The sequence below is a fragment of the Pseudomonas sp. So3.2b genome (genome assembly GCF_019464415.1).
In the GTDB taxonomy this organism is placed as follows: domain Bacteria; phylum Pseudomonadota; class Gammaproteobacteria; order Pseudomonadales; family Pseudomonadaceae; genus Aquipseudomonas; species Aquipseudomonas shahriarae.
Genome location: NZ_CP080494.1, coordinates 4,839,279 through 4,851,282, shown reverse-complemented (window position 1 = coordinate 4,851,282; position 12,004 = coordinate 4,839,279). Strand labels below are relative to the sequence as shown.

14 protein-coding genes and 2 pseudogenes are annotated in these 12,004 nt (G+C 58.4%); 6 read left to right on the top strand and 10 right to left on the bottom strand.

Annotation, left to right across the window (positions count from 1 at the left end):
• Positions 1–51: 51 nt before the first annotated feature.
• Entirely contained in the window at positions 52–429 is a 378-nt protein-coding gene (locus K1X80_RS21790) for a hypothetical protein (RefSeq protein WP_057439943.1), read from the bottom strand.
• A 199-nt stretch (positions 430–628) separates the two neighbouring features.
• Here K1X80_RS21790 and K1X80_RS21785 point away from each other — a divergent pair, with 199 nt between their 5' ends.
• The 3 genes from K1X80_RS21785 to def all read left to right on the top strand — a co-directional run bounded on the left by K1X80_RS21785 (position 629) and on the right by def (position 2,493).
• Positions 629–820, top strand: a complete 192-nt coding sequence (locus K1X80_RS21785; RefSeq protein WP_057439941.1) for a CsbD family protein — start codon at positions 629–631, stop codon at positions 818–820.
• A 176-nt stretch (positions 821–996) separates the two neighbouring features.
• On the top strand, positions 997–1,950 hold the full coding sequence (locus K1X80_RS21780; protein ID WP_057960482.1) for a YihY/virulence factor BrkB family protein: 954 nt from the start codon (positions 997–999) through the stop codon (positions 1,948–1,950).
• A 3-nt stretch (positions 1,951–1,953) separates the two neighbouring features.
• Positions 1,954–2,493 carry a peptide deformylase gene (gene def, locus K1X80_RS21775; protein WP_029296447.1) on the top strand — a complete coding sequence of 180 codons (540 nt, stop codon included), beginning with the start codon at positions 1,954–1,956 and terminating at the stop codon, positions 2,491–2,493.
• Here the strand turns inward: def and K1X80_RS21770 are convergent.
• A complete protein-coding gene (locus tag K1X80_RS21770) occupies positions 2,490–2,906 on the bottom strand; it encodes a GNAT family N-acetyltransferase (RefSeq protein WP_057960481.1) in 417 nt (138 codons plus the stop codon). The genes def and K1X80_RS21770 overlap by 4 nt on opposite strands.
• A gap of 703 nt (positions 2,907–3,609) precedes the next feature.
• Between K1X80_RS21770 and K1X80_RS28630 the strand changes: the two are divergent.
• Together K1X80_RS28630 and K1X80_RS28625 are read left to right on the top strand one after the other, a co-directional pair.
• Positions 3,610–4,383, top strand: a pseudogene (locus K1X80_RS28630) (PAS domain-containing protein); the annotation flags it as partial.
• Positions 4,357–4,929, top strand: coding sequence for a methyl-accepting chemotaxis protein (locus tag K1X80_RS28625; protein ID WP_370693748.1), 573 nt, complete (start codon positions 4,357–4,359; stop codon positions 4,927–4,929). The pseudogene K1X80_RS28630 and the gene K1X80_RS28625, both read left to right, overlap by 27 nt.
• Before the next feature lie 107 nt (positions 4,930–5,036).
• Here the strand turns inward: K1X80_RS28625 and K1X80_RS21760 are convergent, their stop codons facing one another.
• The 8 genes and pseudogenes from K1X80_RS21760 to K1X80_RS21730 all read right to left on the bottom strand — a co-directional run bounded on the left by K1X80_RS21760 (position 5,037) and on the right by K1X80_RS21730 (position 11,215).
• A complete protein-coding gene (locus tag K1X80_RS21760) occupies positions 5,037–5,537 on the bottom strand; it encodes a hypothetical protein (RefSeq protein ID WP_057960479.1) in 501 nt (166 codons plus the stop codon).
• 149 nt (positions 5,538–5,686) lie between these two features.
• Entirely contained in the window at positions 5,687–6,424 is a 738-nt protein-coding gene (locus K1X80_RS21755) for an NAD(P)-dependent oxidoreductase (protein WP_216311851.1), read from the bottom strand.
• Positions 6,425–6,434: 10 nt separating this feature from the next.
• The gene (locus K1X80_RS21750; protein WP_057439933.1) at positions 6,435–7,067 is read right to left on the bottom strand and encodes a glutathione S-transferase family protein; all 633 of its coding nucleotides are present in this window, start codon (positions 7,065–7,067) and stop codon (positions 6,435–6,437) included.
• Between the two features lie 81 nt (positions 7,068–7,148).
• A pseudogene (locus K1X80_RS28305) lies at positions 7,149–7,319 on the bottom strand (IS110 family transposase); the annotation flags it as partial.
• A gap of 30 nt (positions 7,320–7,349) precedes the next feature.
• Positions 7,350–8,387 carry an IS630-like element ISPa47 family transposase gene (locus tag K1X80_RS21745; RefSeq protein ID WP_013982509.1) on the bottom strand — a complete coding sequence of 346 codons (1,038 nt, stop codon included), beginning with the start codon at positions 8,385–8,387 and terminating at the stop codon, positions 7,350–7,352.
• Positions 8,388–8,410: 23 nt separating this feature from the next.
• On the bottom strand, positions 8,411–9,220 hold the full coding sequence (locus K1X80_RS21740) for a transposase (protein ID WP_220172508.1): 810 nt from the start codon (positions 9,218–9,220) through the stop codon (positions 8,411–8,413).
• Positions 9,221–9,522: 302 nt separating this feature from the next.
• Positions 9,523–9,846, bottom strand: a complete 324-nt coding sequence (locus tag K1X80_RS21735) for a DUF6124 family protein (RefSeq protein ID WP_057960477.1) — start codon at positions 9,844–9,846, stop codon at positions 9,523–9,525.
• Between the two features lie 337 nt (positions 9,847–10,183).
• The gene (locus K1X80_RS21730; protein ID WP_162947806.1) at positions 10,184–11,215 is read right to left on the bottom strand and encodes a LacI family DNA-binding transcriptional regulator; all 1,032 of its coding nucleotides are present in this window, start codon (positions 11,213–11,215) and stop codon (positions 10,184–10,186) included.
• A 213-nt stretch (positions 11,216–11,428) separates the two neighbouring features.
• Between K1X80_RS21730 and K1X80_RS21725 the strand changes: the two genes are divergently transcribed.
• Entirely contained in the window at positions 11,429–11,962 is a 534-nt protein-coding gene (locus K1X80_RS21725; RefSeq protein WP_057441958.1) for a gluconokinase, read from the top strand.
• The last annotated feature ends 42 nt before the right edge of the window (positions 11,963–12,004 follow it).

The following is a 12,004-nucleotide window of genomic DNA, read 5'->3' as shown; positions in this document are numbered from 1 at the left end:
GGGCTTGCCCGCGATGGCGTCCTGTCAGCCCCCACATTTCTGATCGGGTGTCTACAGGGCGAACTGCGCGAAGCTCACGCCAGCGCCTGCCGGGCGTACATCCTTCAGGAACGAGTCCTTGTCCGCGCTCAGCTCCAGGGTAATCTCCGGCTTGCGCTTGCCTGCATTGCGTACCACCAACCCTTCAAGCTTCTCACGCAGGTACACGGTCGGTACTTTCAGGTGCAGTAGCTGATCGGTTTCGGCGTTGTGCATCAACAAATGAATCCACTCGTACTGGCCAATGGCGATGCGCGCCACCGGCAGGTCGAACCACCAGATGTTGCGCTTGCGGTCCAGGTCGGTGAAGTGGCAGTTGTTGACACCGAGCACGGCACCGCCCAGTTCCAGGTTTCTGCGGGCGATGGCCTGTGATTTATTGAGTTTCATAACCTTCCTACGGGATCTGTTATTCAGCGGTTGAGCCTGAATCTGCCGGGCATTCTCGTGGGTTGGCCGCAAAACATAAAGCCAAACCTGTGCGGGGTGATGAAATGCCTGACGCAAATAATTGAAACTCTGCGCAAATGCCCAGGGTCAATCCTTAGGTAATGACCAAAATCCTTGATTGTTCTTACGGAGAAATACCATGGGCAGCACAGCGGATAAGGCAAAAGGTTTAGCGAACGAAGCCATTGGCAATATCAAACAAGGTGTCGGCAAAGCCACAGACAACACCCAGCTTGAGGCCGAAGGCAAGATCCAAGAGAAGAAGGGCGAAGCCCAGCAAGCGATCGGCAAGGTCAAGGACGCGGTAAAGAATACGGTCGACAAAGCCTGATTCACCCGCCTGCCAACACGCAGCATAACGGTCATCCACGGATGGCCGTTTTTATGTCAAACCGGCGGATTAAAGTTTCGAAATTGTTTCAAGGTCGCCAAATAGGCTACCTTGATGTAGAAAACGGCCCCTGAGTCGCCCACGAACTCAACCTTTTTGCGGCGAAAGGAGACGCTATGATTTTTCCGGTATTAAAAGATCTGCCGCTGCACCGCGTATTGATGCGCACCGTCACAGAGTTCATCGACGACGAGATGCCCACCTACGCCTCGGCACTGGCCTACCAGATGCTGTTTTCATTGTTTCCCTTCCTGCTGTTCCTGATTGCCCTGATTGGTTTCCTGCACCTGCCGGACTTCTTCAGTTGGTTGCGCCTGCAATCGGAGCTGGTGTTGCCGCCCCAGGCCCTGGAGCAGGTCAACCCGGTGATTGACCAATTGCAGCAATCCAAGGGTGGGCTGTTGTCGGTGGGTATCGTCATCGCGCTGTGGACCGCCTCGGCGGGCGTGCGCCTGATGATGAGTGCGATGAACGCTGCCTACGACGTGGTGGAAGGCCGGCCGATCTGGAAACGCTTCCCGCTGTCGATTCTCTACACCGTGGGTATCGCCGGCATGTTGCTGGCCGCTGCCGCGTTGATGGTCCTGGGGCCGCAAGTGATGGAGTGGCTGGCCGGGCAGATTGGCATGCAGGAATTCGTCGTTACCCTGTGGACCATCCTGCGCTGGCCGTTGATTGTGATCCTGCTGATGTTCGCCGTGGCCTTGATGTACTACGTGATGCCGGACGTGAAGCAGAAATTTCGCTTTATCACGCCAGGCTCGGTGCTGGCGGTGGTGGTCTGGATCATCGCTTCCCTGGGCTTTGGCTATTACGTGAAAACCTTCGCCGACTACAACGCCATGTACGGCAGCATCGGCGCGATCATTGTCCTGCTGTTGTACTTCTATATTTCCGCCGCCGTATTACTGCTGGGCGCGGAGATGAACGCGGTGATCGAGCACATGTCTGTCGAAGGCAAAGACCCGGGCGAAAAGGACTTTGGCGAACACCACCCTGATCAAAAACAGCATGTCTCGGGCCTCGGCCGGGACCATTCGCAGCCCAAACCCACCTCTGATGAAAGTTGATCGATGATTCGTGAAATCCTGAAAATGGGCGATGAACGCCTGCTGCGTATCGCGCCCCCGGTGCCCCCGGAAATGTTCGATAGCCCCGAGCTGTGGCAACTGATCGACGACATGTTCCAGACCATGGAACACGTGGGTGGCGTTGGCCTGGCCGCGCCGCAGATTGGTGTCGACCTGCAACTGGTGATCTTCGGCTTCGAGAGCAGCGAGCGCTACCCGGATGCCCCGGCGGTGCCCCAGACCATCCTGATCAACCCGCTGATTACCCCGCTGAGCCCGGTGTTGGAGGAGGGGTACGAAGGCTGCCTGTCGGTGCCAGGCCTGCGCGGTGCGGTGGATCGCTACCAGCAGATTCGCTACGAGGGTTTTGACCCCAAGGGCGAGCCGATTGTGCGGATTGCCGATGGCTTCCACGCGCGGGTGGTGCAGCATGAATGCGACCACCTGATCGGTCGCCTGTACCCGTCGCGGATCACAGACTTCAGCAAATTCGGGTTTATCGAGGTGATGTTTCCGGAGCTGGATCCCGCCGCCGACGCTTAACCCTGGCGGCACAGGCCCATGGCAATCATCGGCTTGTTGCGTTTATAGCGCACCAGGCGCTCTGCCAGCGACTGCGGCAACACGGTCTGCTGGCTGAAGCCCTGGGCTGTATAAAACCCTTCCAGGTCGGGGTGGCACAGTAGCCACACCGTGCCTTCGACAGGCGCAATCGCTTCAGCGATCAGCCGCGCCGCCAGCCCTTGTCCGCGTAATGCCGGATCGACAAACAGCCCGGTCAGCCACTGACCGCAGACCACGGGGCTCAGGCACAGGCCTGCGACGATCTCGCTGTTGCGCGCGACCCACAACTGGCCGCCCTTGAGGGCCTTCATCGGCGAGTTATGGCGGCGGTAGAACTTGTTCAGCAACGGCCACAGGGGCTCCGCCAGTAGATCAATGTGCAACTCGGGCATGGTATTTGGACAAGCGTGATCAAGGGCTGGGGATTATAAGTCGGGCAAAGCGCCTTCTGTTGGGCAATAGGTGTTATACCCATGCTTACTTCCTCTGTTAGTGGAGCATGCATCATGGCCAAAGGTATGGATTCAAAGAAAGCCGCGAAGAAAAAACCGGCAAAGACCGCCGATGAAAAACGCGCGGACAAAAAAGCCAAGAAAACTGAGACAGGCCTGTTCGGTCACTAAGCCCTTCACTGTGGGAGCGAGCAAGCTCGCTTCTACACGGCAAGATACATCCTGATATCCCCCTCGCACGCCCCTCCAACATCTTTTTATCAATGATGGCTGATTAATGGCCTTGCAGAGTGCCAAGCCCTGTCTATGCTCATCCAGAACCACTTATGTCGCTTGCCATATGAAGCGTCTTGGGTGGTTTTTGGCATAGCGAGCGCGTACCTCAAAGCGCCGGGAAAAAGGAGCCTCAAGTTAAATGGATTTGCGTGTGTCGGTTGAAGCAGGCCCCAGAGAGGGTCATCAAGAAAAGGATGCCTTGAAGCGAGTGTTGCCCCATGGACTCTCCGATTAGCCATCATTTATCTATCGCCTGACACTTGTCCTGTCTCTGGACGATTGCGTTTGCCTGTTTTGTGGAAAGTTGTGCTGGGTCAAATCCAAGAACTAACCGTCATTCAAAGACAGCGCTGAAGGTGATCCGACCATGTTTAACCTGCACCACAAATCCGACCTGTTGCAAATCGAACGTTTTTCCTGCGCGTTGACCCAGGCCCAGGCCAAGCTGGCGGCGATCAGCCGCTCCATGGCGATGATCGAGTTTGATCGCGACGGCATAGTCCTGGATGCCAACGAAAACTTCTGTAAGACATTGGGTTACAGCGCCGAGGAAGTACGTGGCAAACACCACCGAATTTTCTGTGAAGAGTCCTACTACCGCAGCGACGTCTACGCCAAGCTATGGCGCGACCTGGCCCAGGGCGAGCCCCTCAGCGGCACGTTCATGCGCTTGACCAAGAGCGGCGAGGAAGTGTGGCTGGAGGCCAGCTACATGCCGGTGTTCGGCCCGGATGAACAGGTGCAGAGCGTGATCAAGGTGGCGTCGGACATTTCCGAACGGATCCACCGCGAACATGAAAACCAGAGCCTGATTGATGCCATCGGCCGCTCCATGGCGGTCATCGAGTTCACGCCCCAGGGGCAGATCCTCAATGCCAACCAGAACTTCCTGAAGACGGTGCAGTATTCCCTCGGTGAAATCGTTGGCCAGCACCACAGCATGTTCTGTGACCGCGCTGAGGTGGACTCACCGAGTTACAAGGCGTTCTGGGCGTCGCTCAACCGGGGTGAGTTTCACTCCCATCGTTTCGAACGGCGCAACAAGCATGGCCAGACGCTGTTTCTGGAAGCCTCCTACAACCCGATCTTCGATGCCAATGGTCGCCTGTACAAGGTGGTGAAGTTCGCCAGTGATATCACCCACCAGGTCACCACGTTGCGGACCGCTGCCGATTCGGCCCACGCCACCTCGGTGCAGAACGACGCCTGCGCCCGTAAGGGGTCGGAAGTGGTGCAGCAGACGGTGCAGATCATCGAAGAAATTTCCCGCGACCTGAATCAGGCGGCGCTGAGTATCGACGCGGTAAGCAAGCAGTCGGACATTATCGGCACCATCGTGCAGACCATTCGCGGTATTGCCGATCAAACCAACCTGTTGGCGCTTAACGCGGCCATTGAAGCTGCACGCGCGGGTGAGCACGGGCGTGGGTTTGCGGTGGTGGCGGACGAGGTGCGCAGCCTGGCGGCGCGTACCAGCCAGGCGACGATCGAGATTGTCGACGTGGTGCGCAAAAACCACGACTTGTCCCTGAGCGCGGTATCGAGCATGCAGTCGAGCCTGAGCCGTACCGGCGTGGGGGTGGAGTTGGCCAATGAAGCGGGGCAGGTGATCCTGGAGATCCAGGAGGGCTCACGGCATGTGGTGGATGCTATCGGCCAGTTCAACTCCACCCTGCAATTGCAGTAGCGGGACCGTGCCCACCCTGTGGTGAGGGAGCAAGCTCCCTCGCCACAGGTCAACGGGAGAGTGGGTTGCCAGGCTCAACCCGCGCAGAGCGGCAGTGGCGGGCCATATCAGATGGCAGCCAGGGCATCTTTCACGGCCTTGATCTGCGGGTCAGCGGTCTTCTCGGCGAACTGCTGCGCCGCCTGCATCTTCAGGCGCTCAGTCACTTCCAGGGCAATGGCATTCTGCTGTTCGATAGGCATCGCTTTCACATCTTCTTCGGTCAGGCCCTTTTCCTTGAGGATCTGATCGCGAATGCGCTCGGCCGGCGTCTTGGCCATGTAGTCGGTGAACTCTGTCCGGGCCTGGGTGCTGGTCGCGGTGGTTGGCGTGGCGCTGGTCGGCGGTGTTGCCTGCAACTGCAGGCGGGTCTTGGCAAACGCCGCATCCACGTTGCTGGCCGTGGTGTCGGTGGCCTTTTGCGTGGCTTGCACCTGGGTCGCGGCGGCAGCGTTCTGCACGTTTTGCATCACGCCGCTGTACAGCGCGCTGGCGGCGGCGTTGGCCGGGTCCAGGTCGGGGCGTTTGGACTGTTGGATCACGGACGAGACTTGGGTATTGACCAACATGATCGGGCACCTGTGGTTTTGAACGGTCCATAGGGTTTAGCAATTAGCGTGCCGGGAACTAAAACCCCGTATTCATTGGCTGTGAGGGCAATACCGAGGCAAGAGGCGGGTTGCCGACGGCCAATGTTTGCCGTCGGCGGCCATTGCCTTCAGTAAGTAATGGGAATCTCGAAGACCTGGAAAGCATCGTCCTGCGGCTGATACCCCAGAACCCGTGTGGTCTCGCTCAAGTCCAGGCGCTTGAAGCGGTTATTGGAAATGCCATGGGCGATCAGGTGCTTGACCCCCTCGGCCTCCACCGAGCGCTGCAACAACTGCACGGCATCCCGAGGGCTGAGCCAGGCGCTGAGGTCGCGGGCGTTGTTCAGGTCGTGGGTTTCGGTAAATTCAAACGCGCCAATGCGTAATGCGATGGTGGAGAGTGGGGTTTTGGCTGCGTAATACCCGCACAGCGCTTCGCCGTAGCATTTGCTCACGCCATACAGGTTGGCCGGCAGCACCGGCATGCCCGGGGTGATTTGCCGATCCACCGGGTAGCCTTCGATGGTCTGGGCGCTGCTGGCGAAGACCAGGCGCTTGACGTTGGCGGCCACGGCGGCCTCGAACAGATAGGTGGTGGCGAGGATATTGTTGGGGAGCAGTTCGTCGAAGGTGGCGCTGGCGTGGGGAATGCCCGACAGGTGCACAACCACGTCGATGCCGTCGAGCAGTGCGGTGAGGGCCGTTTTGTCACTCAAGTCGGCCTGCACGAAGCGATGGCCGTCGAGGGCGAAGCCCGGTGCGACGCGGTCGGTGAGGGTAAAGCAGTAGCGATCTTTCGACGCTTCGAAAAATGTCTTGCCGATCCTGCCGCAGGCGCCGGTGAGCAGTACGTTGAGTCCTTTCATCGTGTAATCCTTAGTTGTGACCGTCGAGGGCAAAGGCCTGGAAACCTGGGCGCTGGCTGAGCAGGGCGTAGTACGCATCGACAGCCGGGTAGCGAGGGCGCTCCATGGGCGTCATCCGCCAGCGGTGCACCGACAGGCCGACCAGGATATCGGCGAGGCTGAAGCTGTCACCGGCCACATAGGCGCCGGTCTTGATCAACTGCTGCTCCAGCAATCCCATTTTGTCGTTCCAACCGCGCACGCCGGCAGCAATGCGCTGCGGGTCCTGGAAGTCCGGGTTCTGGCGCACCAGGGCGTGGAAGGCATAGCCCCAGGAGGGGTTGAGTTCGGTGGCTTGCCAGTCCATCCATTGCTCGACCCTGGCGCGAGGCGCGGGGGCGGCGGGCAGCAAGTCATGGCGCTGGTGCAGGCCCACCAGGTAACGGCAGATGGTGTTGGATTCCCACAGCACGCCGTTGTCGTCAATGATCACCGGCACCTGGGCGTTGGGGTTCAGGGCGAGGAAGGCGGGTGATTGGGTGGGGGTGAAGCCGATGCCCCAGTCTTCGCGCTCGTAGGGGATGTTCAGTTCCTGGCAGGTCCACAGGACTTTTCGTACGTTGATGGACGAAGTGCGACCCAAGATTTTCAGCGCGTGTCCCATGGTGCTTCCCTGGCAGGTGTGAGTTGGCGTTGGCCAATTTAGCAGGGGCCAAGTGGGCACGGTAAAAAAAGGTGGGAGATTCTATGGTTTTGGGGAAGCCCCCAAAACCGCTTTTGACTGGTATTCGCTCAGGTTTTTCATGAGCGAAAAGGCGATGCGCGCCAGCTTGCGGCCAATGATGACCAGGGCTTGAGTCGTTTTCAGGCCCCTGGCCAGATAACCCTCGTATAAAGGTTTCCAGGCTTCTGACCTGATATTAACCCGGCAATCAAATACACCAAATCATGCTGCGTAGGCGATACGTGGATGCCGGAAATAAGAACGGATTCTTTGAGGGCGTAATTGCAATCGTCTCATGACCGAGCGAACACGCCTTTCCAGTTCGTCCTGATTACGCGCCGGCAAGCCCGTGCGGACCTGATGTTTCAAATCACAATTCAAATACTCGTCAGGGTTCAACTCCGGGGCGTAGGCCGGCAAGAAGAACAGTTCGATTTGCTCTTTGCGGTCGCCAACCCAGGCGCTCACCTTTTTGCTGTGGTGTACGCGCAGGTTGTCGAGAATCAGGAACACCTTGCGGCCCTGAGCATCGCGAATCAGGCGGCTCAGGAAGCGAATCAGCACTGGGGCTGTCAGCGTTTCCCGATACAGCATGAAGCGCAGTTTGCCCCGATTGGTCACGGTGGAAATCATGTTGGTGGAAAAACGACTGCCGCTGACCAGGCGCACCGGCGTTTCGCCAATAGGGGCGTAGCTGCGGCCAGCATGGCTGTCACTGCGCATACCGGTTTCGTCGCCCCACTGAATCTCACCATTCTCAGCCTTGGCCCGCTGTGCGATGCGTGGATATTCATTATCCAGCCAGTGCTGAACCACTTCAGGTTTCTGCTGATAAGCCCGATGCAGTGGGCGCTGCGGGGTGTAGCCCCAACGCTTGAGATATTCACCAACCGTTCGAACCGGCATGAGAAAACCACAGCGCTGGCGGATCAGTTCTCGCACCGCATCACGCGTCCAGAGCGCAAAGCCGAGCTTGAGTTGGTCGGGCATCTTATCGGTCATCAAGGTGCGAATCAGCACTTCCTGGCTGGAGCTCAAACTGCGGCGATCACCCTGGCGCACACCACGCTGGCCGCCGGCAATGGCAGCCTTTTCGCCTTTATGTTCTGCGACCTGCGCCCAGTGAGCAATAGTGCGGGGGTGAACACCAACCGCTTCGCCAATAGCCTTGTAGGTGTAACCCTGCTCACGCATGCGTAGGGCCGTGGAGCGCTTTTCACGTTGTTCTTGGGGGCTGAGTTTGCGGGCATCTATTTTCATGGAGACAGATTATCTAATATGCCCTATTTATTTGCCAGGTTAATACCTGCTGACGCCGCGTTATGCAGCAATCTGCGTATCTCTGAATCTCCCTTCTTGCTCAATGAGCGGCGTCCGCTCATTTGCCCAGAATCGGATACTCTCAAGTCCATTCCCAAGAACGCGATGTAAGCGTCAGCACTTTCAAATTCTCCTCGCTGAAACGCCATTACCAGGGCAACTGCTGTCAGAAAACCAATGCCCTCGACGGCTTGGCAGCGCTTGACCTGATGCAAAAGCCCCGCCTCAGTAACAGCATCTAATATCCTTTTCTCAATGAGCCCCTCATGCCTATCAAGACACGCTGAAATGCTCTTGGACGAGGCCTTGAGTGATGGCTCGCCCGCCCAGCTCTGATTCAGTGCAACACGCATTTTCACCAGCGCTGCGCGTCGACGCAGCAAGCTTTGAAGCTTGGTATAAATCTTCGGCGGCGGATTCCAGGCGCGTAAATCAGCCTGTTCATTCTTCAAGTAGCGAGCCAGCAACTGCGCATCACTGAAGTCTGTTTTAGCGCGACCACCTGTGCCTTTGCGGTAATGGCTAAGGCGATATCCATCAATCACGTAAACGATATGGCCCATCGAATGAGCCAAATTGACGGTATCCACGTGATAGATATTGGTGGCTTCAATTGCGATGGCGCTGCCCGCAGGCAAAGACTTCAGCCATGCCTTCAGCTCGCTTTTCTTGTTCGATACGATCTTTGTTTCAGCAGTTTCACTTTGATAAACAACTACTTCGGCTTTAGCGACATCCACTCCAATGATTGATTGCGAGACAGTCATTGCCATGAGAAAAGCTCCGGGTTAGGGTTTACGGGCTTGTCGGGGCTTCACCGTTGCGCTGGCTTGCTTCTATCGTCGGTCATGGCCGATGCATTCCTTATCGGCGCTTTGGTGAAGGGGTGGGACGAAGTCTCCCACGGTCTGTACTGGCTAGAGTCAGATGCTGGCTTTTAGTCCCACCACCCCTACAAGTCTAACCATACAAGCTGGCTTGCCTGCGATGGCGGTGTGTCAGTCATTATCTTGGCTGGCTGACACACCGCCATCGCAGGCAAGCCAGCTCCCACCTTTTTGATCGCGTCTGGGCTTTAGTTGTGCAGTGTTTGCTGGTCCATCAATGTGCCCATCAGCAACACGCCCAACTCGCTCAACTGGTGAATCGCTAGGGCCCTGTCGCGGTCTTTGCCGGTCAGGTCTTCGGACAAGTCCAGCAGCAATGTGGTGACGGAGGATAGGGTTTCATAGCTGTTGGCAATCAGGCTTTCGCTGCTGGCGCCGGAAGTGACGGTGAACAGAGTGGAAGGTTCGGGCGCGGGGGCGGTTGGTGGATTGAGGTAGTGATCAATGGCGCGGTGGGCGGCCAGGTTGAGTTTTGCGTCGTGAAGCGGGGGGTTGGGCGTTATTTTGAACATAGGGGTGTTCCTGATTCGGGCCGCCACCTCATCGCTACTAAACGAATTAGGGTGGCGGCTGCACGCAGGTTAGTAGACCGGTGAACACCCAAAGCCGGCGCGCCCGAAGGCGCCCTGCGCACAGCCACCATCAAGCACAGACGAGAACGTCTGACAGGGGAGGCTCATGCACTTAGGTTGTTCAAGCTCAGGCTACTAAACCCGATCACCGAGACATTCAGCGACCGAGCCACCTTAGAGAGCCCCACCCAGGCGCACAAGCCGGCGGATTCTGACGCAACCGTAGGTAACGGAGCAAGGCGCGGCCGCACAGTCAGCTCATTCCTACAGCCAATGCTTAACTGCTCTCGCGTACCTTCAACTCAAACCCCATATCCACCACCGGCCGGGCGATTTTGTTGCCGGCCATCACCGTCAGCAAATGCTCTGCCGCGCGTCGGCCAATGGCTTCGCGTGGGGTGCTGATGCTGCTCAGGCGCGGCACCATGAAGCTGGAGGCGGGCAGGTCGTTGAAGCCCAGTACCGCCACTTGCTGCGGCACCTTGATCCCGTGGCGCAGGGCTTCGAGCAGCGCACCCTGGGCCAGGTCGTCGTTGCCGAAGAAGATCGCGTCCACATCCGGATGGCTGGCCAGCAGTTGCAGGAACAACTCGCCACCCAGGCCCACCGACGAGGGGCGCGGGGTCAGCAGTTCGAGGGTCGGGTCATACAAACCGGCCTGTTGCAGGCCACGGCGGAAGCCTTCACCGCGCAGCAGCGTGCGCTGGTCCAGTTGTGCGCCGACGTAGGCCAGGCGTTTGCGGCCCCGGGAGATCAGGTGCGCTGCTGCGGTTTCGCCGGCACTGATCTGCGAGAAGCCGACGCAGTTGACCCCGGCCGTCGGGTCCAGGTCCATCATGTACACGCAGGGCACATTGCTCGACTCCACCATGCGCCGGGCGCTTTCGGTGCGGTCAAAGCCGGTCAGCAGCAAGCCGCGTGGCTGATAGGCCATGTAGTTGCGCAACAGGTTTTCTTCTTCGTCCCGGGAATAGTGGGTGTTGCCGATCAGCACTTCGAAGCCCTTGGGCCGTAGCACCTGATGAATGGCTTCGAGGGTTTCGATAAACAGCAGGTTGGACAGCGAGGGCACCAGCACCACCACCGACTGGCTGCGGGCGGAGGCCAGGGCGCGGGCGGCCGGGTTGACCACGTAGTTCAGCTCGGCAGCGGCCTTCTGCACTTTTTCCACCAGTTCGGTGGCCACGGTGCTGATCCCGCGCAGGGCCCGGGAGGCGGTAATCGGGCTGACGCCGGCCAGGCGCGCGACTTCGTTAAGAGTAGGGCGACCCGTGGTGCGGGTATTTTTATCGTTCTTGGAGGTCATCAGGCGGCTTGCCAAACAAAAATCGAGGCACTAAGGTAGCGCTGTCTCCAAAAGCCTGCAAATACTTGCGCAAAGGGTTGCCTGATCCTGGTGCAAGCGGTGGCAGAGGATGCACGCGTCACTCCATAAAAATGACAATTAGGCGCGGGAAAAGCCTGTTTTTGCACTAGCCTTAGGGCGTGCAAAGGTAGCGCTATCTGCGTCCTGAGGTGTTTCATGAGTCAACCTGTTACTGCCCTGGTCATCATGGGTGTTTCCGGATGTGGCAAGTCCAGTGTCAGCGAGGCCCTGTGCCTGTTGAACGGCGCCACCGCCATTGAAGGCGACAGCTTTCACCCGGCTGCCAATATCGAAAAGATGAGCGCAGGCCATCCCCTGAACGACGACGACCGCGCCGGCTGGCTCGACATCCTCTGCGATGAGTTGCGTCGTGCGCTCAAGGCCGGCGAGCATCCGGTGCTCACCTGTTCGGCCTTGAAGAAAAAATACCGCGATCACTTGCGCGAAGCCGCGCCGGGCCTGGGGTTTGTCTTCCTCGAACTGACCCGCGAAGTGGCCGCCGACCGCGTGTCCCATCGCCCCGGCCATTTCATGCCGGCCAGCCTGATCGACAGCCAGTTCGCCACCCTCGAATCGCCCATTGGCGAGCCGCTGACCCTGGCCCTCAACGCCAGTAAAGACAGCATCGAGGCGTTGGCCGCGCAGACCCACGCGTGGTGGCTGACCCACGGTTTTGAACCTTCCCGATGATTTTTTGCCCGAAAGACAGCGCTATCCGACGGCACGAAATTC

Excerpts from the sequence above, each read along its gene's own strand:
- def (WP_029296447.1), top strand. The coding sequence starts at position 1,954 with ATGATTCGTGAAATCCTGAAAATGGGCGATGAACGCCTGCTGCGTATC.
- K1X80_RS21725 (WP_057441958.1), top strand. The coding sequence starts at position 11,429 with ATGAGTCAACCTGTTACTGCCCTGGTCATCATGGGTGTTTCCGGATGT.
- K1X80_RS21735 (WP_057960477.1), bottom strand. The coding sequence starts at position 9,846 with ATGTTCAAAATAACGCCCAACCCCCCGCTTCACGACGCAAAACTCAAC.
- K1X80_RS21785 (WP_057439941.1), top strand. The coding sequence starts at position 629 with ATGGGCAGCACAGCGGATAAGGCAAAAGGTTTAGCGAACGAAGCCATT.
- K1X80_RS21755 (WP_216311851.1), bottom strand. The coding sequence starts at position 6,424 with ATGAAAGGACTCAACGTACTGCTCACCGGCGCCTGCGGCAGGATCGGC.
- K1X80_RS21770 (WP_057960481.1), bottom strand. The coding sequence starts at position 2,906 with ATGCCCGAGTTGCACATTGATCTACTGGCGGAGCCCCTGTGGCCGTTG.
- K1X80_RS21745 (WP_013982509.1), bottom strand. The coding sequence starts at position 8,387 with ATGAAAATAGATGCCCGCAAACTCAGCCCCCAAGAACAACGTGAAAAG.
- K1X80_RS21740 (WP_220172508.1), bottom strand. The coding sequence starts at position 9,220 with ATGGCAATGACTGTCTCGCAATCAATCATTGGAGTGGATGTCGCTAAA.
- K1X80_RS21790 (WP_057439943.1), bottom strand. The coding sequence starts at position 429 with ATGAAACTCAATAAATCACAGGCCATCGCCCGCAGAAACCTGGAACTG.
- K1X80_RS21780 (WP_057960482.1), top strand. The coding sequence starts at position 997 with ATGATTTTTCCGGTATTAAAAGATCTGCCGCTGCACCGCGTATTGATG.
- K1X80_RS21750 (WP_057439933.1), bottom strand. The coding sequence starts at position 7,067 with ATGGGACACGCGCTGAAAATCTTGGGTCGCACTTCGTCCATCAACGTA.
- K1X80_RS21760 (WP_057960479.1), bottom strand. The coding sequence starts at position 5,537 with ATGTTGGTCAATACCCAAGTCTCGTCCGTGATCCAACAGTCCAAACGC.